This window comes from Schaedlerella sp. (assembly GCF_056796775.1).
In genome coordinates this window covers 126,917-151,201 of record NZ_JBQIKP010000001.1, presented here as the reverse complement: position 1 = coordinate 151,201, position 24,285 = coordinate 126,917, and the positions used below count along the sequence as shown (strand labels likewise).

The following is a 24,285-nucleotide window of genomic DNA, read 5'->3' as shown; positions in this document are numbered from 1 at the left end:
TTACAGCCTTCCATAATTATAATTCTTTTTTAGCGGAAAAGCAGTGCGGTCAATATCTTCCGCATATCGGTCTCTCTCACCCTGTTTTTCGGAGTCGATCTCCAGGTTTTTATTCGCTGTAGACAGCATCAGCTTGATTCGGTTGAGCTGGTTTACTTCGCTTGCGCCCGGGTCAAAATCAATGGCAACCACGTTGGACTGGGGATACAGACGGCGCAGCTCCTTGATGACGCCTTTTCCCACCACATGGTTGGGCAGGCAGGCAAAGGGCTGGGTACATACGATATTTTCCGTACCGCTATGTATCAGCTCCAGCATTTCCCCGGTCAAAAACCATCCTTCCCCGGTCTGGTTGCCCAGGGATACGATTCCCGAGGCCATCTCCGCCAGCTTTTCGATCGGGGTGGGAGGAGCAAAATGCCGACTCGATTCAAATGCCTTTGTGGCAGGAGCGCGGAACCATTCCAGCGCCCGGATCCCGAGATTCCCGATTTTCGCTTTGGACTTTTCCATCCCCAGATGGGATACCTTGAAATTCTGGTTATAGAAGCAGTACATCAGAAAATCCAGCAGATCCGGGACAACCGCCTCGGCGCCTTCGCTTTCCAGAAGCTCCACCAGGTAATTATTCGCGGCGGGAAGGAATTTCACCAGGATTTCGCCCACTACGCCGACTTTTGGTTTCTTGACCTCCCGGATTTCCAGGCGGTCAAAATCCCGGATAATATCCCGGCAGAGCTTTTTGAACCCGCTCCGGGACGGATAGGCCTGGGCCAAAAACTGCTTGGCGATCTCAGCCCATTTCCGGTACATGGCGTTGGCGCTTCCCGGAACAGCCTCATAGGGGCGCATCCGGTAGACACATTTCATGAAGATATCCCCAAGCACCAGTGCGTAGATTCCACGCAGCACCAGGACCGGGGTCAGCTTGAAGCCAGGATTCTCCTCCAATCCGCTTAAGTTCAGGGAGATCACGGGGATATGCGCGTACCCGGCCTTTTTCAGCGCCCTGCGGATAAATCCGATATAATTGGATGCACGGCATCCGCCGCCGGTCTGGGTAATGATCACGGCCAGACGGTCGGTGTCATAATCTCCGGACAGGATGGCCTCCATGATCTGGCCCACCACCATCAGGGAGGGGTAGCATGCATCGTTGTTTACATATTTTAATCCCACGTCCACGGCCTGCTTGTTGTCGTTGGGCAGCACTGCGATGTTGTAGCCGGAAGCACGGAACGCAGGCTCCAGCAGCTCAAAATGCATGGGCGACATCTGGGGGCAGAGTATCGTATAGGTCCTGCGCATCTCCTTGGTGAAGGAGATCTTCTCGATCGAAGCCGGACAGATATTCCGCTTTGCGTTGCGCTGCTCCCGAACGCGGATCGCGGCTAACAGGGAGCGGACACGGATTCTGGCAGCTCCCAGGTTGTTGACCTCATCAATCTTCAATGAGGTATAGATCTTGTCGGAATTGGTCAGGATTTCCGCCACCTGGTCCGTGGTGACCGCATCCAGGCCGCATCCGAAGGAATTGAGCTGGATGAGATCCAGGAAGTCTACAGTCTTTACATAATTTGCCGCTGCGTACAGGCGGGAGTGGTACATCCACTGGTCCATCACATTTAAGGGGCGTTCGACCTCGTGCAGGTGTGACACGGAATCCTCGGTCAGCACCGCGATGTTGTAGGAAGTGATCAGCTCCGGCAGCCCATGGTTGACCTCCGGGTCAATGTGATAGGGCCGGCCGGCAAGCACGATCCCCCGATTTCCGGTATCCTTGAGGAACTGGATCGTCTCCTCACCCTTTCGGCGCATATCATTCCGGCACGCCGAGAGTTCCTTCCATGCGTCATGTACGGCAGAGCGGATCTCCTCCTCTGAAATGGAGAACTTCTTCGACAGCTCTTCCGTCAGACGGTAGGCGATGGTCTCCTCACTTTTCAAACTGAGGAAAGGATGGATAAAATCCACCTCGCCCTTTACAATGGGATCCATATTATTCTTAATATTCTCCGGGTAGGAGGTTACGATGGGGCAGTTGTAGTGGTTGTTGGCCTCCTCAAATTCATTCCGTTCAAAGGGGACGGAAGGATAGAAGATATGCCGCGCCTCCTGGTTGATCAGCCATTGGACATGCCCGTGGGCCAGCTTTGCCGGATAACATTCGGACTCGCTGGGAATGGATTCGATCCCCAATTCATAGATCTTTCTGGTAGAAGCCGGGGAAAGGAGCACCCGGAACTTCAGCTTTGTAAAAAATGTAAACCAGAAGGGATAGTTTTCATACATGTTCAGCACCCGCGGAATGCCGATGGTGCCGCGCAGAGCCTCCTCTTTTTCCAGCGGAGTATATCCGAAATACCGCTTCATCTTATAGTCAAACAGGTTGGGCATCTGATTGACAGACTTTTCCTTGCCAAGTCCGCGTTCACAGCGGTTTCCTGTGATAAACCGTCTTCCGCCGCTGAAATGGCTGACGGTCAGACGGCAGTTGTTGGTACAGCCCTTACATTTGGTCATGGTGGTGGAATACTCCAGCGCCTGGATGTCCTCAATGGAGAGCATGGTGGTGCCTTCGCATTCCGTATAACGCTCCCGGGCGATCAGGGCGGCGCCGAAGGCGCCCATGATCCCGGCGATATCCGGACGGATGGCCTCGCAGTCCGCAATCTTCTCGAAGCTCCGAAGCACCGCATTGTTGTAAAAGGTTCCGCCCTGTACCACGATGTGGGATCCCAGCTCGGACGCGTCGGACACCTTGATGACCTTGAACAGTGCGTTCTTGATGACAGAGTAGGCAAGGCCGGCGGAAATATCCGCGACCTCGGCCCCTTCCTTCTGGGCCTGCTTGACCTTGGAATTCATAAATACGGTGCAGCGGGTTCCCAGGTCGATGGGATTGCGGGCGTAGAGCGCCTCATGGGCAAAATCCTCTACCGAATAGTTGAGAGATTTCGCAAAGGTTTCGATAAAGGAACCGCAGCCGGAGGAGCAGGCTTCGTTGAGCTGGACGCTGTCTACGGTCTGGTTCTTGATCTTGATGCACTTCATATCCTGTCCGCCGATGTCCAGGATGCAGTCCACGTCCGGCTCAAAGAACGAAGCGGCGTAGTAATGGGACACGGTCTCCACCTCTCCTTCATCCAGCAGGAGGGCAGCCTTGATCAGCGCCTCCCCGTAGCCGGTGGAGCAGGAATGGACGATCTCCACACCCTCCGGAAGCTGGCTGTAGATGTCCTTGATGGCCCGGATGGTGGTGCCCAGGGGATCCCCTTCATTGTTATGGTAAAAAGAGTACAGCAGTGTTCCGTCTTCGCCCACCAGTGCGGCTTTCGTGGTGGTGGAGCCGGCATCGATGCCCAGAAAGGCTTTTCCCTGATAGGAGGAAAGGTCCTTCATGGGAACCTGGTGCCGGTTATGGCGGCTGATAAATGTCTCGTATTCTTTGGTAGACGCGAACAGCGGTTCCATCCGGTCCACTTCAAATTCCATCCGGATCTTGCCGGCCAGCCGTTCCTGCAGCTCACGAAGGGGCACCTTTGCAGACTCCGGCTTTGCATTGAGTGCGGAGCCGATGGCGGCAAACAGATGGGACTGGTACGGGACGATGGTATGCTCGTCGTCCAGCTTCAGGGTGCGGACAAAAGCCTCACGCAGCTCGGATAAAAAGTGCAGCGGTCCGCCCAGGAAGGCCACGTGTCCCCGGATCGGCTTGCCGCAGGCCAGGCCGCTGATGGTCTGGTTGACCACTGCCTGGAAAATGGAAGCGGCCAGGTCTTCCTTGGATGCGCCTTCGTTGATCAGCGGCTGGATGTCTGATTTGGCAAACACCCCGCAGCGGGCCGCAATGGAGTAAAGGGCCTTGTAATTTTTGGCATAGGTATTGAGGCCGGAAGCATCCGTCTGCAGAAGGGACGCCATCTGGTCGATGAAGGAACCCGTCCCTCCGGCACAGACGCCATTCATGCGCTGCTCCACATTGCCGCCCTCAAAATAGATAATCTTCGCGTCTTCCCCGCCCAGCTCGATGGCCACATCTGTCTGGGGCGCATAGTCCTGCAACGCAGAAGAGACTGCGATCACTTCCTGTACAAAAGGCACCTCAAGATGGGTGGCAAGGGTCAGTCCCCCGCTCCCGGTAATGACCGGAGACACCCGGATGGGGCCTAAGGCATACAGGGCCCGGCCGAGCAGGTCGGAGAGAGTCTCCTGGATATTGGCAAAATGCCGTTCATAATCAGAAAATAATACCTCACGGCTGCTGTTAAGTACTGCGATCTTAACCGTGGTGGAACCGATATCGATTCCCAGGCTGTATAAGTCATTCAAATTCATATGATTTCCACATCCTCTTTATAAAGATTTTATGTCAGTTATTTCCTATTAAATGTTGACTTTCACTCGACAACAAGATACATTATACGACAAGATTAAAAAAAAGACAATCGGAAATGTGATGAACGTTTTTGGCAGGAATTGATTTTTTTGGGAAAATCATATAATTGGATGAAGTTTTTAGAAAGGACAGCTGGAAATTTTTTTGGAGCCGCAATAAAATCAGCTCCGACGCTTAAATATTTTTTGTTTTGAAATCATACGTAATTTAAAGACATTAAGACGGTTTGGTAAAGAGGCGGGAAATTTTTTCTTCGCACTCAGGGTAAAAGAGCTGTTGGATGGAACAAAAAGATGAGCCATGAAACACCAGGGTCTGTTTCATATGTTGCTCACTTAAAAAGCATCTGTTCCGGCAAGGGAGATCAAACATGGGACAAATCATTCATCTGGATAAAGGGAATCCCCATTTTCATTTAGGATAGCATTCGAAACAGGGGATATGGTCTGCTACTGTCATTGATTGTCAGACATTCCCAAATGATCTATGGAAAAGTTTCTTTACGGATCAGGCGTACTTTAAGTTTTAATGAGATATCCGTCTGACGCGCAATTCCGGAAAAAAGAAATCTGAATCGGGTGGTTTTCGGCCCCAATACCAGAGTGTTCTATGGGTATTGCGTATATTATAATAGAAGAAACGCAGAAATTATCTGATGACTTTGGCTAAAATCGCAAAAAGGTAGGAAATCATAAAAAAACCTCCCATTTTATGGAAAAATGAGAGATAATGTAATTAACCCAACAACATATCTTCACCCATAAAAGAAGGAGGTTTTTTACATGAAAAGAGAATAGCGGTTACGAGAAAAGAAACCCGGGAAAACTTACAGAAACTCCAGCTTGCATGTGAACTCTCAAAACTGATCCGGCACTACTTCCCGGATCTGGTGCCACTGCTGAAAAAACTGCCGGATCCCAGAAACCAAAGCTATATTACCTATCCGTCTGCCGTGCTCCTAATGACCCGTATCCTTTCTTCTATATTTTACATCAGCAGTATGAGAAAAACAAGTGAAGAATTCAATTCGGATCTCATGATTGAAAATATCTGGGAACTATGCGCAGAGGAAGAAACCGTCCGCGAGCTCCCTTACTGGGAGACCATCAACCGGTATCTGGAAAAATTGGAGCCGGAATCTCTGCAGGAAGTCATTTGGAAACTGGTGTACCGCCTGCTGCGGAGCAAGGCGTTCCAAGGGGCGCGAATTGGAGAGAAACACTGGCAGATCATTTTAGACGGGACCCAGTTACACAGCAGCCGTAAGCCGCTGGATCCGAAATGCATGTACCGGATCCATCACAAAGGCAAGCCGGAAGAATACCGCGAGAATTATTACTATGTCCTGGAGGCAAAGTTGGTATTGCATCCCAAGATTGTAGTAAGTATTATGACCGAATTTGTGGAAAATGATGGGAAAGAGATGGACAAGCAGGACTGCGAAAGGAAAGCAGGCGTGAGACTGATGGAAAAGCTGAAGAAGCAGTTTCCAAGATTAAATATCTGCCTATGTGCGGACAGCCTGTATGCATGTGAGCCATTTTTCCGGAAATGCGGGGAATACCGGTGGCAGTATCTGATCCGATTTAAGGAGGGAAGTATCCCGACAGTAGGAAAGGAATATAGAAAACTGAAAGACTTGGAAAAGAACCGAAAGGAAACGAAAATAAAAAATGGCCGATACTGGTATGATTATGTAAATGAGATTGACTATAACGGATGTAAAATCAATTTGATGGAGTATGGTGAGGAACTGAAACGGACCATAAAAAGAGGGATGTGCAAAATCGAACGTGAGGAAAAAAAGTCGTTCTGTTTTTTGACAAGTCTGCCGGTGAGAAAAAAGAACGTATGCGATCTGGTGGAGAAGGGGCGGATGCGCTGGAAAATAGAAAATGAAGGGTTTAATACGCAAAAGAATCAGGGATATTATTTGAAGCACTTGTTCAGTAAAAACTACCAGGGGATCAAAAACCATTATTACCTGATCCAGATCGGGCACATGATTGCACAGATAATGGAGACATGGGGAAGATTATGGGAAGGGATGCATCTGAGTATGGAACAAAAGCATCAGAAGATACTGGAATCCTTTCAGGCTGTCAGGTTGAAAGAATACATTGGAATAAAAAAGAACATACAGATCCGATTACAATAGACAGGTCTCGAAGGAAGGGGGGATTCAAAAGGAAGCTGGAAATTGAATAGAGGAAACCAAGGGAATACTGTTTCCTGGAATCCATAATACTAAGAAAAGGCTGTGGAAGATATGAAATTTTCATAGCCTGGAAGAAAAAAATAAATTTAAGCGTCAGAGCTGCAATAAAATGGATAATATTGACAAATTCTGTGCCAGATGGTATCTTAAAATAGGGTAAAATTACGTAGGGGAAGGAGGAGCGTGCCGCAGAGTTCTGCGGAGGATACGCTTTTCCTGTATTAATGAACAGGGGAAATTCAGATAAAAAGGAGTGAGAACATGAACAGAAAACTAAAACGGTTCATCCCTGTATTTTTTTGGATGCTGGTGTGTATTGGTATTTCGATCTGCAATCCGATCGAAGCTTCAGCGGCAGATTTCTATCTGAGCGCAACGGACGTTGACCAGACACAGCGGATGTTCAGGATCGCAATGAACCAGTCTGAATTCACGAATGTGTACCAGACGCTCTTTGCGGTATGGGGAGATCAGAATGGTCAGAATGACATACAATGGTACCGGGCCGATGAGATGAGCGACGGGACTTATCTGTGCGATGTGCCGGTGAGCAATCATGGAGAGACAGGCAGCTATACGGTGCATGCGTATGTAGAGACCACGGACGGCTATCTGTATCTGATGGGGTATACCGGTTTCCAGGTGACAGCCGTATCTCAACCCTATTATGAGACTTATGCCGGCGATCTGACTGTAGCTGAGTTGAACGGCGGGGCTTCTTATCAGATTGATCTGTACAATGCCAAGCTTCAGGGGCTGAGCGGCGTGCAGTTTGCGGTGTGGGCTGACCAGGGGGGACAGGATGACCTGTGGTGGTATCAGGGAACCAGATATACGGACGGGAGTTTTTCCTGTACGGTTCCGATCAGCAGCCACGGACAGACAGGGAATTATAACGTACATGCTTATGCCGTGCTGTCCGACGGCTCCATGCAGTTCCTGACAGGAGGCACATTTTATGTTGAAAATAATATGACCGCAAGTATCCAGACGGCCAGGATCAGCGACTCGCAGTATCAGGTTCAGGTTGTAGCGCCCTGGGTTGACGGATACAGTTCCAGAGTCCTGTTCCCTACATGGAGCGAGGTGAACGGGCAGGATGACCTGGTCTGGTATGAGGGGATCCGTTCCAGCGATGGCATCTGGTATGTCAATGTGGACGGGACAAGCCATGGAAGTACGGGCACCTATATCACGCATGCATATATACAGATGAATGGGCAGAACAGTTTTGTGGGCGGAGTCAGCTATACGCTGAATTTTGCCACGCAGCCGAGAGCAGCAAGGGATGCCAGCGCAGTGATCGGAAGCATTACCAACGGATCCATGGATTCAGGGACAAAGCTGCTTACCTGCTATAACTGGGTTGTCAATAATATTTCTTACCAGACACTGCCGATTCCTCTGCAGCCAGAGGCCGGCTATTCCCAAGAAGATTGGTATGCTATCTATGGGCTGGAGCAGAGAAGCGGGAACTGCTATTGCTATGCGGCAGCCTTTGCGGCGATGGCGCGCCAGCTGGGATACAGCGCGACGATGGTGTACGGTTCCGTGCCGCTGTATTCCGGCGGATGGGGCCCCCATGCATGGGTGGAGATTTATATGAACGGCGCCACCTATATCTGCGATCCGGAATCCCAGTATGAAAATCCGGGCTATGGATTTTATATGACGACATATGCGACCGCTCCTTATGCATATCAGAAATAATGTGGCGGCAGTTTGAGAAAGATATGGGGAGGGGATTTATGAAACATGTGATTTTGACAGGCCTTCTGGTGATCGGGGCGGCATGTCTGATCTTGGGCTGCGGCAAAAAAGAAAGCGGCCCGACGGAGGACCGGGCAGTGACCGAACAAACCGAAGGCAGGGAAGAAGAGAACGAGCCGGAGGAACAGGAAGAACCGAAGGATCAGGAAGAGGATACTCAGGATGGGGCGGCGCAGGAGGATGCCCCGGAAGCAGACGAAGCGGAGACCGGACAGAAGACGATCGGGAGCGAGTCTGCGGATGCGCATCGGGTACTGCTGACCAATCATACCGGAGAAGCAATAACGGCGTTTTCGGTCAAAGCATCCTCTGACGCGGAATTTCCGGAGAACATGATGGAGGCGGATCAGAAGATCGGGAACGAGGAGACAGTCTGCCTGTATTACGCTCCATCTCAGGCGGAGGGGGCCCAGACCAGCTCCGGGAAGATGCTCAGAACGACCTATGAATTCAGCGTTGCCAACGAGAGCGGACGGGAGATCCGGATCGCCGGGCTGATGTTTGATGACATACAGGAGGCAGAGCTTTGCTTTGAGGATGGAGTCGGATTTATCAAATATGTCAGCGTGAATTCCGGAGAAGAGATCAGCACGAAGGAGATGGCATTGTCATTACAGGCTCAGTAGGCCGAAGCGGATATACGTGCAGGAGGTGTGAAAGCATCTCCTGCGCTTTTTATGGAAAATTCACAAAAAAATATAACATATATTTGACAAAAACGTCTCCTGACGGTAGAATTATACATGATAGAATCGAAGAAAAGAAAAGAGGAGACGAAGACTTTTGAACTGGTTGGATCAATTAGAAAAAAAATTCGGCAGATATGCAATTCCAAACCTGACTATGTACCTGATCGGGGGCTATGTGATCGGATATATGGTCTCACTCATGCAGCCCGCCCTGCTTTCTTGGCTGACCCTGGAGCCGGCATATATTCTAAGAGGACAGGTCTGGCGGCTTTTGTCCTGGGTGTTGGTGCCGCCCAGCGGAAGTCTTCTGACGATCGTGATCATGATGCTGCTTTACTATCAGCTGGGCACGGCGCTGGAGAGGACATGGGGGGCCTTTCGTTATAATGTCTATATTTTTTCCGGGGTTTTATTTACCGTGCTGGGTGCTTTCATCCTGGCCGTGTTTTTCGGCACGGATATGGTGGGATACGGCAGATTTTTCAGCACGTACTATATTAATATGTCTATTTTTCTTGCGTTTGCGGCCAGTTATCCGGATATGGAGCTTCTGCTGTATTTTGTGCTGCCCATCAAGATCAAGTGGATGGCTTATGTCTATGTGGCCTATATCCTGTATGACCTGGTCAGGGGAAACTGGATGACAAGGACGGCCATCGTGGCTTCCCTTTTGAATTTTATTTTGTTTTTTCTGTCCGGCAGGAATATGCGGCCCTATACACCGAAGGAGCAGGCGAGAAAGCGGAAGTTTAAGAAACAGTCGCGTCCGCATATGACCTATGCGAACGGCGCCATGCACCGATGCGCGGTGTGCGGGAGGACGGAACTGGACGACCCCTCCCTGGAATTCAGATTCTGTTCCAAATGTAACGGCAATTATGAGTATTGTCAGGATCATCTATTTACACATGAGCACGTAAAGTAACGTGTGTGAAAACAACTTATGAGGACGGAGATTCTTCCGGGAACATGGAATCTCCGCAGGGGACTTTTGGAGAAGCAGCTATGGTTTTTAGTTCAATGACATTTCTCTGCGTATTTTTTCCGGCGGTATTTTTATTGTATCATGTGATACCGTCCATGCGCGCAAAGAATGTTCTGCTGATCATCAGCAGTTTATTATTTTATTCATACGGCGAGCCTGTCTATGTACTCCTGATGGCAGGCAGCGCAAGCCTGAATTATCTGTATGGCCTGCTGATGGAATGGTCCGGAAGGCGTAAGCCGGTTCTGATCCTGGCCGTATGTACCAATTTTCTGATACTTGGAATTTTTAAATATGCGGATATGCTGATCGGGACATGCAATGGACTGACCGGGGCGCGGATCCCGCCCTTAAAGGTCAGCCTGCCGATCGGAATCTCGTTTTTTACGTTCCAGGCATTGTCTTATGTCATAGATGTATACCGGGGCCAGGTGAAGGCGCAGAAAAATTATGGAAGTATGCTGCTTTATATTTCGTTTTTTCCGCAGCTGATCGCCGGACCGATCGTAAAATATCATGATATCGAACAGCAGATCTCAAACAGAACAACCGATGTGAAAGAGATCGCGGCCGGATTCCGCAGATTTATCGTCGGCTTGTCCAAGAAGGTTCTGCTTTCCAATACGGCTGCGCTGGCAGCGGACGCAGTGTTTGCCGCAGAACTGTCCCAAGTCAATATTCTGTCTGCGTGGATCGGGGCGGTATCCTACCTGTTCCAGATCTATTTTGATTTTTCCGGCTACAGCGACATGGCCATCGGACTGGGGCATATGTTTGGCTTTACCTTTCAGGAAAATTTTAACTACCCGTATATTTCCGGCAGTGTACAGGAATTCTGGCGCAGATGGCATATCTCACTGTCTACCTGGTTTAAGGAGTATCTGTATATCCCACTCGGAGGAAATAGAAAGGGCGCCGCGCGTACATACATGAATAAGCTGATCGTGTTTTTCTGCACCGGGCTGTGGCATGGGGCAAACTGGACATTTGTAGTGTGGGGGCTGTATCATGGTCTGTTTTTATTGCTGGAGGGAATCCTTCCGGTGAAAAAACTGCCCAGAGTGCTGGGGCATCTTTATACCATGCTTGCCGTGTGCACAGGATTTGTGATCTTTCGGGCAGATACGCTGTTCCAGGGAGTTTCCCTGATCGGGAAGATGTTTGCCGGGATGTCCTTCGGGCCGGAGGCCATGAGCTTTGCCCTGCGGCAGATGAACCCTCTGCTGGTGCTTACCCTGGCAGTCTGTGTCTTTGCGTCCTGCCCGGTCAGACAATGGGGAAGCCGGCTGGCAGAGAGATCAGGAGGCGCCGCGGAGCTGATTTTCAGACCAGGCTCCTATGTGTGCACGGTCGTGCTCCTGGTATTGTGTATGCTGAGTCTGTCCGGGGGGACCTATAATCCGTTTATCTACTTCCGGTTTTAGAAAAGGAATGAAGTGAATGAGACGATGAAAAAGAAAATCTGGTACCTGATCTATATAGCGGCTGTCCTGGTCCTCGTTCTGGTTCCGTTTGCGGGAATGAGCGTGGCAGCGACCAATGAAACAACAGAAAACAAAGAACTGGCAGCATTTCCAAAGCTTCGGACTGACGGGATATGGAATCCCCGGTTTCTGGGAGAACTGGGTACGTATTTTGAAGAGCATTTTGCGTTTCGGCAGGAATTGGTGGCGGCCAACGCGCTGCTCAGGGGGCGCCTTCTTGGCGTGTCGGCCTCGGACCAGGTGCTGGTGGGGAAGGACGGCTGGCTCTATTTTACGGGGACTTTGGATGACTATCTGGGAGAGAACCAGATGTCGGACAAGGGACTCCGGAACGCAGTCAGCAACCTCTCTCTGATGCAGCAGCACATTGAGGAGAGGGGGAGCAGATTTGTGCTTACCATAGCTCCCAATAAAAATTCCCTGTATGACGGTAATATGCCGTCCAATTATCTGCGGGGAAGGGACAATAACCGGGTCCGCATCAATGCCCTCCTCAAAGAGGCGGGGATCCATTATGTGGATCTGTATGAGGCCTTTGAAGAATCGGAGGAATGCCTGTATCTGCAGGAGGATTCCCACTGGAACAACAAGGGAGCGCTTCTGGCATGCAGCAGGCTGCTGGAGGGACTTGACAGGGAATTGGACGCATCTTCCTATTCCTCCTGCGAGGTCAGGAAGGAACAGACCGGAGATCTAGCAGAGATGCTTTATTCCGTGGCTGCGGAGCCGGAGGATAATATTTATTATGACCGGATCCCGATCTATGCATATGTCAATGACGTAAAAAGCACAGAGGAGGATTGGATCGAGACCATCAATCCAAACGGACAGGGAACGCTTCTCATGTTCCGGGATTCCTTCGGAAATTCCATGCTTCCTTTTCTGGCAAATGAATTTGAGCATGGGTATTTTTCCCGTCTGGTGCCTTACAATCTGGGAAATCTGGATCAGTATCGTCCGGAGTATGTGATCGTGGAACGGGTGGAGAGGAGAATTTCCTTTTTTGCGGAGCAGCCCCCTGTCATGGAGGGGCCGGTACGGGTGCCGGAGAATCTGACTGCGGCGGCAACCGATACCACATTTTCCATCAGAGAGGACGGCTCCTGGTATGTGGTTGAGGGGAGACTGGATCCGGATTTTGTAAAAATGGATTCGCAGATCTATGTATCGGTCCGGACAGAGGACGGGGAAGCCGTTACGCGTGAGGCGTTCTGCACTTCGTCAATGGACGAAGAGGGGTGGAATGATGACGGATATCAGCTCTATCTGAAAAAGTCGTCCCTCCCGGAGGGGAAGGTGCGTATGGATATCATTCTCGTAAACGGCGATATCCAGACGATCGTACGGACAGAAGAGCTGAAAAGATAAAATACGGACCGGACGGTCCCGGTGAAAGCAGAAAAAGAATGAGAGTTACGGAGGATACGATCAGATGAAAAAGAGAACTTTTACAAGAATTTTGGTGATTGGGACAGCCTGCCTGGTTCTTGGATGCGGAAAAAAAGAAGAAAGCACACAGGAAGCGAAAGAACCGGAAACAAAGATCAGTGAAGAAAAGGAGGTGGAAAAGGAAGAAGAGACAGAGTACAAAACCATAGGAGAGGAATCCAGGGATGCCCTCAGGATTTTGCTGACCAACCAGATGGGAGGAGATATCATCGGCCTGTCGGTGAAGGAATCAGCCGCGAAGGAGGCATCGGACAATCTGCTGGACGAGGGAATGCGGATCAAGGAAGAGGAAACGTTATGCTTGTATTATACACCGGAGGAAGGCGATTCGGCAGAAGATTCAAAGACCCCGGTCACATATGACCTCAGCCTGGCATATGAGGATGAACATGTGGTTGAGATTACGGGGCTTGAACTGGATGATATGGAAGAGGCAGAGCTGCATTTTGAAGATGAGGTTGGATATGTAACATATAAGAGTGCGGATTCAGGAAAAGAAGTCAGCACAAAAGAGACGGCGCTTGCGCTGAAGGCACAGAGAGAGGCCCAGGCTGCTGCGGAGAAGGCAAAGAAGGAAGAGGCCAAAAAAGAAGAGGAACGCAAAGCAGCCGAGCAGGCCAAAAAAGAAGCGGAGGCGGCTGCTGCGGCGCAGGCGGAGGCACAGGCTCAGACGCAGTATGAACAGCAGTACTATGAGGAGCCGACTTATCAGGAGCCGGTCTATGAGGAGCCGGTTTATCAGGAGCCGGTCTATGAAGAACCGGTTTATCAGGAGCCGGTTTACGAACAGCCGGCTGATTCCGGCGGACAGGATGTCAGCCAATCCGGGGAAAGCTGTCTTGGCGGACAGGGAGTACTGCGGTATTAAGGGTATGAAAACAGGATACGGGAATTGCCCGCATTAAAAATCTGCTTCGCGGATGGCGGGCGCGCAATCACTTGCTATGCAAGTGGTTACATTCAGCAGGCAATTAATTTGCTGTGCGAATTGGTTACAAATAAAGGGAGAATATAAAAATGAAAAAGACAAAGATTGTATGTACGATGGGTCCGAGTACGGACGACAAAGAAGTATTGCGCAGTATCATCCGGGGCGGGATGGATGTGGCACGTTTTAATTTTTCCCATGGCACCCATCCGGAGCAGAAGGCAAGGATGGACATGCTCAAGCTGATCCGGGAGGAGGAGCATGCCAATACGGCGATCCTGCTCGATACGAAGGGACCAGAGATCCGTACCGGTGTATTAAAGGACGGCAAAAAGGTAAAACTGGAGGCAGGGGCTATGATCACGCTGACTCCGGAAGAGGTTGCGGGGGATGCGCAGAGGGTATCCATCACATATGACGGTCTGGCGGAGGATGTGGATCGGGGGAAGAAGATCTTGATTGATGACGGCCTGATCGAACTGGAAGTGGTGAAAAAGGACGGTAAGGATATCCAGTGCCGGATTATCAACGGAGGCGAGCTGGGTGAGCGCAAGGGGATCAATGTACCCAATGTTCCGGTACGGCTCCCGGCCATTACGGAAAAGGACAAGGAAGACATCAAGTTCGGGGTGGAGCAGGACATTGACTTTATCGCGGCTTCCTTTGTACGGAACGCGGAATGCATCCTGGAGATCAAGGCATACCTGAAATCCCTGCATGCGCAGTATATCCCGATCATCGCCAAGATCGAGAATGCGGAAGGCATCCGCAACATTGACGAGATTATCCGCGCGGCGGACGGGATCATGGTAGCCAGAGGAGATCTGGGCGTGGAGATTCCGGCGGAAGAGCTGCCCTACCTGCAGAAGATGCTGATCCAGAAATGCAACAGTAATTTTAAGACAGTCATTACGGCGACCCAGATGCTGGATTCCATGATCCGCAATCCCCGTCCCACCCGTGCGGAGGTGACGGATGTGGCCAATGCGGTCTATGACGGCACGGCTGCGGTGATGCTGTCTGGTGAGACGGCTGCAGGAAAGTATCCGCTGGAGGCATTGAAGATGATGGTCCATATCGTGGAGAACGCGGAGGAGCATCTGGATTATGACAGACTGCTCTCCCAGGCCGGCGATCATCTGAAATCCAGTGTGTCCACGGCAATCGGATATTCTTCCGTGCTGGCGGCATCCAATCTGAATGCAAAATGTATCATCACGCCGTCGGTGTCCGGCGCGACCACACGGTATGTATCGAATATGAAACCGCGGCAGGAAATCCTCGGCGTAACGCCCAGTGACCGGGCGCTCCGCAGGATGTCCATTTACTGGGGCGTCACTCCGCTGAAATCTCTGGAATTCAGCACAACGGATGATGTCTGCAACGGCGCTATTGAGCTTGCGCAGGTAAAACAATTTGTGGACACGGGAGATATCGTTGTCCTTACGGCAGGGATGCCGTCACCGAATGTACGGGAAGAGATCGGCGGGGTGAGCAATATGATGCGGATTGCCACGATAGAGTAAGGAACTGTAGGAAAATCCTCTGAATTCCCCGTTTGGCGGGGGAGTCAGAGGATTTTATGTGACACATGTGTTACAGGGGTGACTGCGGATTGCCGCAAAGCAGAATGTATCATTTTGTACTGTGGCAGTTTCCGGGAGTGCTTTTGGATGAAATGAGGTGAAACATGAAGGGACTGCGGTGGATCGCAGGCGGAGCGTCCTCCATTGCGGTGGTTGTCATTCTGCTGATCTCCGGCTTTCAGGCGGCAATGTATGCCGATTTCGGCGTTTATGAGCGGGAATATATAAAATATCAGGTGCTGCGGGAGTTGGATATGGAGATGGAGGACGCAATGTATGTGACCCGGGAGATGATGGCATATCTGAAAGGGGACAGAGAGCGTTTGAGCGTGGTAACTACGGTAGAAGGCACAGAGCAGGATTTTTTCAATGAGCAGGACCGCCTGCACATGGATGACGTGCAGGGGCTCTTTCTCGGCGGCCTTGCCCTGCGAAGATGGGCGTTCGCTGTCCTTGCGGCAGCCCTTGTATTTTTGGCGGCAGCATGCAGGAAGGAGATATGGAGGACTTTGGCCCGAAGCTTTCAGGTAGTGCTGGGGATCCTGGCGGCTTTGATCCTGTTTCTGGGAATTGCCATGGCGAGGAATTTCAATGCGGTGTTTACGAAATTCCACGAGATCTTTTTTGACAATGACCTCTGGATCTTTGACCCCGCGGAAGATTATATGATCCGGATGCTTCCGGAAGGACTGTTTTTTGATATGGTGATCCGGATCGGAGGATTTTTTCTGACAGGACTGACCGTGCTTCTGATCCTCAGCATCGTATATTCGGTCAGGAGCTGGAAGGCCGGAAGCGGCAGCAACAGGGAGGAAAAGGCAGAAGAGGAAAGGCTCAGATAGATTTCCCGGAACTGTTCAGAGCAGATGGGATTTCTAAATTAAAGGAGGAGAACTGATATGGGTAATGTAAAGCGGGTATATGTGGAGAAAAAGGCAGACTTTGCCGTACAGGCGAAGGAGTTGAGGCATGAGATCAGACATTATCTTGGAATCGGGACAGTGACAGGGGTACGGGTGCTGATTCGCTATGATGTGGAAAATGTTTCCGATGCTTCTTTTGAGAAAGCGTGCAGCGGCGTATTTGTAGAGCCTCCGGTGGATCTCTTATACCGGGAGGAGGTTCCGGTGCAGGAAGGGGACAAAGTCTTTTCCGTAGAATTCCTTCCGGGACAGTTCGATCAGAGGGCGGATTCCGCGGAGCAGTGTATTCAGTTTATCAAGGAAGATGAAAAGCCGGTCATCCGTACGGCAACCACCTATGTGATCCAGGGGACGGTGACAGAAGAGGAATTTGCAGCCATCAAGAACCACTGCATCAACCCGGTGGATTCCCGGGAGACCGGGCTGGAGAAGCCGGATACGCTGGTGGCGGTATTCGAGGAGCCGGAGGATGTGAAGATCTTTGAAGGATTCCAGGATATGCCGGAGGAAGAGCTTAAGGCATTGTATGATTCTCTGGGACTGGCCATGACGTTTCAGGACTTCCTCCATATCCAGAATTATTTTCATGGGGAGGAGCACCGGGATCCGTCTATGACGGAGATCCGTGTGCTGGATACCTACTGGTCTGATCACTGCCGCCATACTACGTTCTCAACGGAATTAAAGAATGTGTCCTTCGGCGAAGGGGATTACAGGGAACCGATCGAGAGTACCTACAGACAATACTTAAAGGATCACAGTGAGATCTTTGCCGGCAGGGAGGACAAGTTTGTCTGCCTGATGGATCTGGCGCTGATGGCCATGCGGAAGCTGAAAAAGGAAGGGAAGCTTGCGGATCAGGAGGAGTCCGACGAGATCAATGCCTGCAGTATCGTGGTTCCCATCAAGGTGGACGGCGCGGAGGAGGAGTGGCTCATCAATTTTAAAAATGAGACGCACAACCATCCCACGGAGATCGAGCCCTTCGGAGGCGCGGCCACTTGTCTGGGCGGCGCCATCCGTGATCCGCTGTCCGGACGGACCTATGTATACCAGGCCATGCGCGTGACCGGGGCGGCCGATCCTACGGTGCCGGTCCAGGATACCCTGAAAGGAAAGCTGCCTCAGAAAAAACTGGTCCGCGGGGCGGCGAAGGGATACAGTTCTTACGGAAATCAGATCGGCCTGGCGACAGGAACAGTAAAGGAGATCTATCATCCCAATTATGTGGCGAAGCGTATGGAAATCGGTGCGGTTCTGGGGGCGGCTCCCAGACGCGCGGTAATCCGGGAGACATCAGATCCGGGAGACATTATCATCCTTCTGGGCGGACGGACCGGGCGGGACGGCTGCGGCGGCGCCACTGGGTCTTCCAAGGTACACACCGAGGAATCCATTGAGACCTGCGGCGCGGAGGTACAGAAGGGAAATCCTCCGACAGAGCGGAAGATCCAGCGCCTTTTCCGCAGGGAGGAGGTCAGCCGTCTGATCAAGAAGTGCAATGATTTCGGCGCGGGCGGTGTGTCGGTTGCCATCGGGGAGCTGGCGGAAGGCCTGCGGGTGGATCTGGATAAGGTTCCGAAAAAATATGCGGGCCTGGACGGGACGGAGATCGCCATCTCCGAATCCCAGGAGCGTATGGCTGTGGTGGTCGATCCAAAGGATGTGGAGCAGTTCTTGTCCTATGCAGGGGAAGAAAACCTGGAGGCAACCGAGGTGGCTGTGGTGACGGAGTCTCCCCGTCTGGTTCTGATCTGGAGGGGAAAGGAGATCGTCAATATTTCCCGTGCGTTTCTGGACACCAACGGGGCTCATCAGGAGACCGATGTGGAAGTGGAGATCCCGGGAAAGGAAGGCTCTCTCTTCGTTCGGGAGGACGTGGCGGATGTCCGGGAAAAATGGCTGTCCATGCTCTCTGACCTGAATGTGTGCTCCCAGAAAGGACTGGTGGAAATGTTCGACGGTTCCATCGGCGCGGCTTCGGTGTTCATGCCCCATGGCGGAAAATACCAGATGACCGAGACCCAGGCCATGGCGGCAAAGGTGCCGGTCCAGAACGGAACCACGGACAGTGTGTCCATGATGAGCTATGGCTTTGATCCCTATCTGTCCAGCTGGAGCCCTTACCACGGCGCGATCTACGCGGTGACGGAATCCGTTGCGAAGATCGTGGCGTCCGGCGGGGATCACCGGAAGATCCGGTTCACCTTCCAGGAATATTTCCGCAGGATGACAGAAGATCCGAAGCGGTGGAGCCAGCCCTTTGCGGCCCTCCTTGGCGCTTATCACGCACAGCTTGGCTTCGGGCTGCCGTCCATCGGAGGAAAGGACAGCATGTCCGGCACTTTCCAGGATATTGATGTGCCGCCGACGCTGGTGTCCTTTGCGGTGGATATGGCAGTGGAAGGGGACATGATCACACCGGAGCTGAAAAGCCCTGGAAATAAGCTGGTCTGGCTGCGGATCGAGAGAGACTCCTACGATCTTCCGGTCTATGGACAGGTGATGGAGCAGTACGGGAAGTTTACGGAGGATATCCGCGGCGGCAGGATCCTGTCCGCCTATGCACTGGACCGCCACGGAATCCTGGCGGCACTCAGCAAGATGGCATTCGGAAATAAGCTGGGCGTAAAAGTCGAGCATAACCTGGATCCAAGGGATGCCTTCGCTCCGGCCTTTGGCGATCTGATCGCAGAGGTTCCGGCAGACCAGGTGGGCAATCTGCAGATCACCTATACGGTCATCGGTGAGGTCACCGGGGGAGATGGATTCTCTTATGGAAATACGGAGATTTCCATGGACGAGGCAATCCGGGCATGGACAGGAACATTGGAACCGGTGTTTGCGACGAAATCGGCGGCATCCGCAGAGACAGTACTGGAAGAAAAGCTGTATGACGGCACAGGAAAGGTTCATGTATGTACCCATAAAATCGGGCAGCCTACGGTATTTATTCCGGTATTTCCGGGGACCAACTGTGAATATGACAGCAGGAAGGCATTTGAGCGCGCAGGCGCGAAGGTGATCACAAGAGTGTTCCGGAATCTGGATGCCGCAGGAATCCGGGAATCTGTGGAAGAATTTGAGAAGGCTATCGGCCAGTCCCAGATGATCATGTTCCCGGGCGGATTCAGTGCCGGGGATGAGCCGGACGGCTCCGCAAAATTCTTTGCCACCGCATTTATGAATGAGAAGATCAAGGAAGCGGTGGAGAAACTGCTAGGCGACCGGGACGGTCTTGCGCTGGGAATCTGCAACGGTTTTCAGGCACTGATCAAGCTGGGGCTGGTGCCCTATGGAAAGATCGCCGGCCAGACGGAGGATTCCCCCACCCTGACCTATAACACGATCGGACGGCACATTTCCAAAATGGTCTATACCAAGGTGGTGAGCAATCGGTCTCCGTGGCTTGCGCAGGCACAGCTTGGCAGCGTATATACGATTCCGGCATCCCATGGGGAAGGCAGGTTTGTGGCAAATCCAGGATGGCTGGAGAAGCTGTTTGAAAACGGCCAGGTGGCGACACAGTACTGCGATCCGGAGGGTGTGATCAGCATGGACGAGGAGTGGAATATCAACGGATCTTATCTGGCAATCGAAGGGATCACAAGCCCGGACGGAAGGGTGCTGGGCAAGATGGCGCATTCCGAGCGGAGAGACAGGTCTGTGGCGGTCAATATTTACGGTGAACAGGATATGAAGATATTTGAATCCGGAGTGGAGTATTTCCGGTAGGATCCGGATGAAAATACAGAAGATCGGACGATTTTCGTATATGAAAAAGAAGAGGGCTGTCTGAAAATGCATGTCTGTCGGCAGGAACGTATGGTTCTGCCGACAGACCACATGTTCAGACAGCCTGTTTAGCTCATCCTGGGCTGGGTCAGGATGGACTTTACGTGCTCGATCTCTTCCCTTGTGGCCTTGGCCGCGGGAACATAATAATGCTTCTCCCGTGCTGCCTGGTACAGCTTTTCCTGGGACATCTCGCACTGGCTGCGCATCTGTTTCAGGCATTGTTTGAGTTCCTTGTTTTCTGTCTGGGGAATGATGTCGCCGAACGTTTTCAGCTCCCCGTTTACTCCGACCAGAGCGTCGGAAACCATTGTCTTTTCATTCATGTGGGTTACCTCCTTCATAAGACCACTTGCCCGGCAAGTGATCGCCTGTCATTTGTTCTGATTTCAAACAGCAGTGATCTTTATAAAAATTTCATCAGCTCCTGCTTGTTTTTCATGGCGGAATCCGCGGCATCCTGGAACAGCTTTTTGATCTCCGGGTCTTCGGCCTGGGATGCATAGTCTGTCATTTTACAGTGGGATGTGTCATAGCCGCCGATCAGATGGCGCAGGTTCTGCAGATCAAGTACGGATAAATCGGACATGTTGAAACCCTCCTTTTGATAAAAATATATTCCGTGATTACAGGAGATAGTATGTCCGCGATATCAAAAAGTATGTGGCAGATTTTTTTAGGGAGCCGCATGCTCTGATGATATCAAAAGAAAAAGTTTTTGTCATTTTGCAGAAGCTTTTCCGCTGTGGGTGGAAGATAAGATAAATCCTCCGAACAGCTCCCGCATCTCGGCGGAGCTGCGGTACATGCATTCCGGATGCCACTGGACGCCAATGGCAAAGGGGTGGGAAGGCATTTCAACGGCCTCGACCGTCTGGTCGGAAGCTGTCGCGGACACGGCCAGATTCTTCCCGATCCGGTCCAGGGTCTGATGGTGGTAGCTGTTCACATATAAAAGGCTTCCTACATATTTTTTGAGCTGTGTCCCCTGCTTCACATGGATCTTGTGACTGACCTCGTTCCGTGTATCGGACTGCTGCATGTGGTCGAGATGCTTTCCGGGCTGCAGGGAGATGTCCTGGAAGATCGTGCCCCCGCAGGCCACGTTGAATACCTGCATCCCGCGGCAGATAGAAAATACCGGTTTATTGGTCTTCAGGACTTCTTTCATGAGCCGGATCTGGAAGAGATCCAGAGAAATATTGGTCTGCCCGTTTCCTTTTTGAGGCTCTTGTCCGAACAGCAGAGGCGTGATGTCATTTCCACCGCAGAACAGGAAGCCGTCGCAGAGGCTGACATATTCATTTAAGACCGGGCCGGAGCGGATGAGGGGCAGGATCAGGGGGATACCGCCGGAATACCGGACGGACTGGATGTAAGCATTGGTCACAAACTGTTTGTTTTCAATAAAGCCGCAGACGATCACGCCGATTTTAGGTTTCATAAGGTCTCCTTTTTGTGGTATACTGGTTGATAGAATTATTTTGTATTTCAGCGTATGTAGTTTTTGAAAAAAATATACGCAGGGTTCGGAACAAGTACGTTGTATCTGGTTCGAAATTTCACAGATACGATATTTTTACGTTTGGCGGCATAAAATAAAGGAAGGCGGCTGGAACGCTGTTTAGGCAATTAATAATGAAATTTTGCGCATTCTGGTTCCGGCTTGTCCGGGTCAGGATAGAAACAGGAAAGGAAGCAGGAGGATGATGAAAAGGTTGATTGATCTGCACTGTGATACGATCAGTGAGCTGCAGAAAAGGGGTGATGAAGAAACCCTGTTAGAAAATCAGTTGTGTGTACATATGGAAGCACTGAAACGTGCCGGAACTATGGTTCAGTTTTTCGCGTGCTTTGCGGATGGAAAGGAATATGAGGACGGGAAGCCTGTCTGGAACGGCAGACACCGGCAGATCGGGCCGGAAGCATGGGACCGGGCATACAAGGCGGTGCTGGATATGATCCGGCGGATCCGTAAGGAAGAGCAGGAAGGGCTTGTGGTTGTCGAAAGCTATGATGAGATCCTGGAAAATGACAGGCAGCATCGGATCACCGCGGTTGCCACGGTGGAAGAGGGCGGTGTGTTAAACGAGAAGCAGGAGCGGCTGGAGGAGCTGTACCGGCTGGGAATCCGCCTGATCACGCTGACATGGAATTATGAGAACTGCCTGGGGTATCCCAACAGCCGGGACGGTGAGGTGATGAACCGGGGATTGAAAGCATTTGGCCTGGAAATAGTGGAGCGGATGAATGCGCTGGGGATGCTGGTGGATGTCTCCCACCTGTCGGACGGGGGATTCTGGGACTGCATCCGGGTCAGCAGGGCTCCGATCATAGCATCGCATTCCAATGCCCGCGCTCTGTGCGGCGTCCCCCGGAATCTGACGGATGATATGCTGAGGGCATTGGCGGAAAAAGGGGGCGCGGCAGGACTGAATTTTTATCCCGTATTTCTGCGGGAGGAGGTTTCGGAGGTTACGGTACAGGACATTGCCAGACACGCGGCCCATATGATCGCGGCGGCAGGGGAGGATCTGCCTGCCATTGGGACGGATTTTGACGGGTTTGTGTGCAGGGATGTAACAGGATATATTTCCGGGCCGGGAGAGATGGAGAGAGTATGGGAAGCCATGAAACAGCAGGGGATCACGGAGCGGCAGCTGGATAAGATCTGGTTCGGGAACGCGCTCAGGGTTCTGAAAGCAGTAATCTGAAAATACGAAAAAGCTACCCGAACCGGCAGCTTTTTCATGATAGATTGTTTTATTTTTCCACTTCCTGCATCTTCATTGCGCGGACCTTCAGCGGAAGTCCGAACAGATTGATAAATCCGTCTGCGTCGTGGTGGTCATACAGGTCGCCGGTGGTAAAGCTTGCAAGGGATTCGCTGTATAAGGAATAGGGGGAGGTCTCGCCTGCCTTGATGATGTTGCCCTTGTACAGCTTGAACTTCACTTCTCCGGTCACATATTGCTGTGTCACGTCAACGAATGCCTGGATCGCTTCCCGCAGAGGGGTAAACCACTTTCCCTCGTATACGATCTGCGCGAATTTATTTCCCAGATCCTTCTTTGTCTCATAGGTGGCGCGGTCAAGCACCAGCTCTTCCAGCTGCTGATGCGCTTCCATAAGGATAGTTCCGCCGGGTGTCTCATAGACGCCCCGGGACTTCATGCCTACTACACGGTTTTCCACGATATCCACGATTCCGATGCCGTGCTTTCCGCCCAGGGCATTCAGCTCGGTGATGATCTCGGATACCTTCATTTCTTTTCCGTTCAGGCTCTTCGGAACACCTGCTTCAAAGGCCATGGTCACATATTCGCCTTCATCCGGAGCTTTTTCCGGGGATACGCCGAGGACAAGCAGGTCATCGTAATTGGGTTCATTTGCCGGGTCTTCCAGTTCCAGTCCTTCGTGGCTGATGTGCCACAGGTTGCGGTCACGGCTGTAGCTGTGCTTTGCGTCGAAGGGAAGGTCGATCCCGTGCTGCTTGCAGTATTCGATCTCATCTTCCCGGGACTGCATGGTCCATACATCGGTCATACGCCATGGAGCGATGATCTTGAGGTCCGGAGCCAGTGCCTTGATCCCCAGTTCAAAACGGATCTGGTCATTTCCTTTGCCGGTGGCACCGTGGCAGATGGCGGACGCGTTTTCCTTGCGCGCGATCTCTACCAGACGCTTTGCAATGACCGGGCGGGCCATAGAGGTTCCCAGCAGATATTTATTTTCGTAAACAGCGCCTGCCTTAACACAGGGCATGATGTACTCGTCGCAGAATTCGTCAATGATATTTTCGATATATAATTTGGACGCGCCGGACAGCTTCGCGCGCTCTTCCAGTCCGTCCAGTTCCTCTCCCTGCCCGCAGTCGATACAGCAGCAGATGACCTCATAATCGAAGTTTTCCTTTAACCAAGGGATGATCGCGGTGGTGTCAAGACCTCCGGAATACGCCAGTACCACTTTTTCTTTGCTCATGTTGATTGCCTCCTGATCCTTTTTATCGTTTAAGCGAATTTTGGGCTACATGCCATACTCCGGCCGATCACCACG

16 protein-coding genes are annotated in these 24,285 nt (G+C 51.5%); 11 read left to right on the top strand and 5 right to left on the bottom strand.

Going from position 1 to position 24,285, the window contains the following annotated elements:
* Complete coding sequence (locus ACTOY7_RS00625) at positions 1 to 4,338, bottom strand: acyl-CoA dehydratase activase-related protein (RefSeq protein WP_482671870.1); 4,338 nt, start codon at positions 4,336 to 4,338, stop codon at positions 1 to 3.
* Between the two features lie 1,061 nt (positions 4,339 to 5,399).
* On the opposite strand from ACTOY7_RS00625, the gene ACTOY7_RS00620 reads away from it, so the two are divergent.
* The 10 genes from ACTOY7_RS00620 to ACTOY7_RS00575 all read left to right on the top strand — a co-directional run bounded on the left by ACTOY7_RS00620 (position 5,400) and on the right by ACTOY7_RS00575 (position 20,166).
* Positions 5,400 to 6,557: a transposase gene (locus tag ACTOY7_RS00620; protein ID WP_016298688.1), complete on the top strand. Its 1,158-nt coding sequence runs from the start codon at positions 5,400 to 5,402 to the stop codon at positions 6,555 to 6,557.
* A 321-nt stretch (positions 6,558 to 6,878) separates the two neighbouring features.
* Positions 6,879 to 8,327: a GBS Bsp-like repeat-containing protein gene (locus ACTOY7_RS00615; RefSeq protein WP_394682793.1), complete on the top strand. Its 1,449-nt coding sequence runs from the start codon at positions 6,879 to 6,881 to the stop codon at positions 8,325 to 8,327.
* 38 nt (positions 8,328 to 8,365) lie between these two features.
* Positions 8,366 to 9,013: a hypothetical protein gene (locus ACTOY7_RS00610; RefSeq protein ID WP_482671081.1), complete on the top strand. Its 648-nt coding sequence runs from the start codon at positions 8,366 to 8,368 to the stop codon at positions 9,011 to 9,013.
* 157 nt (positions 9,014 to 9,170) lie between these two features.
* Positions 9,171 to 10,001 carry a DUF1751 domain-containing protein gene (locus tag ACTOY7_RS00605; RefSeq protein WP_160281462.1) on the top strand — a complete coding sequence of 277 codons (831 nt, stop codon included), beginning with the start codon at positions 9,171 to 9,173 and terminating at the stop codon, positions 9,999 to 10,001.
* An 80-nt stretch (positions 10,002 to 10,081) separates the two neighbouring features.
* Positions 10,082 to 11,485, top strand: coding sequence for an MBOAT family O-acyltransferase (locus tag ACTOY7_RS00600; RefSeq protein WP_160281463.1), 1,404 nt, complete (start codon positions 10,082 to 10,084; stop codon positions 11,483 to 11,485).
* Between the two features lie 24 nt (positions 11,486 to 11,509).
* A complete protein-coding gene (locus tag ACTOY7_RS00595; RefSeq protein WP_482671080.1) occupies positions 11,510 to 12,913 on the top strand; it encodes an alginate O-acetyltransferase AlgX-related protein in 1,404 nt (467 codons plus the stop codon).
* Positions 12,914 to 12,977: 64 nt separating this feature from the next.
* Positions 12,978 to 13,862: a hypothetical protein gene (locus ACTOY7_RS00590; RefSeq protein ID WP_482671079.1), complete on the top strand. Its 885-nt coding sequence runs from the start codon at positions 12,978 to 12,980 to the stop codon at positions 13,860 to 13,862.
* Positions 13,863 to 14,011: 149 nt separating this feature from the next.
* Positions 14,012 to 15,448 (top strand): pyruvate kinase, encoded by a 1,437-nt coding sequence (gene pyk / locus ACTOY7_RS00585; RefSeq protein WP_160281466.1) that lies wholly within the window; start codon positions 14,012 to 14,014, stop codon positions 15,446 to 15,448.
* Positions 15,449 to 15,612: 164 nt separating this feature from the next.
* Complete coding sequence (locus ACTOY7_RS00580) at positions 15,613 to 16,350, top strand: TIGR01906 family membrane protein (protein ID WP_160281467.1); 738 nt, start codon at positions 15,613 to 15,615, stop codon at positions 16,348 to 16,350.
* A 57-nt stretch (positions 16,351 to 16,407) separates the two neighbouring features.
* Entirely contained in the window at positions 16,408 to 20,166 is a 3,759-nt protein-coding gene (locus ACTOY7_RS00575) for a phosphoribosylformylglycinamidine synthase (protein WP_394684683.1), read from the top strand.
* A gap of 128 nt (positions 20,167 to 20,294) precedes the next feature.
* Here the strand turns inward: ACTOY7_RS00575 and ACTOY7_RS00570 are convergent, their stop codons facing one another.
* The 3 genes from ACTOY7_RS00570 to ACTOY7_RS00560 all read right to left on the bottom strand — a co-directional run bounded on the left by ACTOY7_RS00570 (position 20,295) and on the right by ACTOY7_RS00560 (position 21,670).
* Complete coding sequence (locus ACTOY7_RS00570; protein ID WP_160281469.1) at positions 20,295 to 20,552, bottom strand: spore coat protein; 258 nt, start codon at positions 20,550 to 20,552, stop codon at positions 20,295 to 20,297.
* Positions 20,553 to 20,632: 80 nt separating this feature from the next.
* Entirely contained in the window at positions 20,633 to 20,815 is a 183-nt protein-coding gene (locus tag ACTOY7_RS00565; protein WP_160281470.1) for a hypothetical protein, read from the bottom strand.
* A gap of 132 nt (positions 20,816 to 20,947) precedes the next feature.
* On the bottom strand, positions 20,948 to 21,670 hold the full coding sequence (locus ACTOY7_RS00560; RefSeq protein WP_160281471.1) for a gamma-glutamyl-gamma-aminobutyrate hydrolase family protein: 723 nt from the start codon (positions 21,668 to 21,670) through the stop codon (positions 20,948 to 20,950).
* A 265-nt stretch (positions 21,671 to 21,935) separates the two neighbouring features.
* Here ACTOY7_RS00560 and ACTOY7_RS00555 point away from each other — a divergent pair, with 265 nt between their 5' ends.
* Positions 21,936 to 22,940 carry a dipeptidase gene (locus ACTOY7_RS00555; RefSeq protein WP_160281497.1) on the top strand — a complete coding sequence of 335 codons (1,005 nt, stop codon included), beginning with the start codon at positions 21,936 to 21,938 and terminating at the stop codon, positions 22,938 to 22,940.
* 49 nt (positions 22,941 to 22,989) lie between these two features.
* Here ACTOY7_RS00555 and ACTOY7_RS00550 read toward each other — a convergent pair whose 3' ends face one another.
* Positions 22,990 to 24,210 (bottom strand): argininosuccinate synthase, encoded by a 1,221-nt coding sequence (locus ACTOY7_RS00550; protein ID WP_482671078.1) that lies wholly within the window; start codon positions 24,208 to 24,210, stop codon positions 22,990 to 22,992.
* Positions 24,211 to 24,285 lie beyond the last annotated feature (75 nt).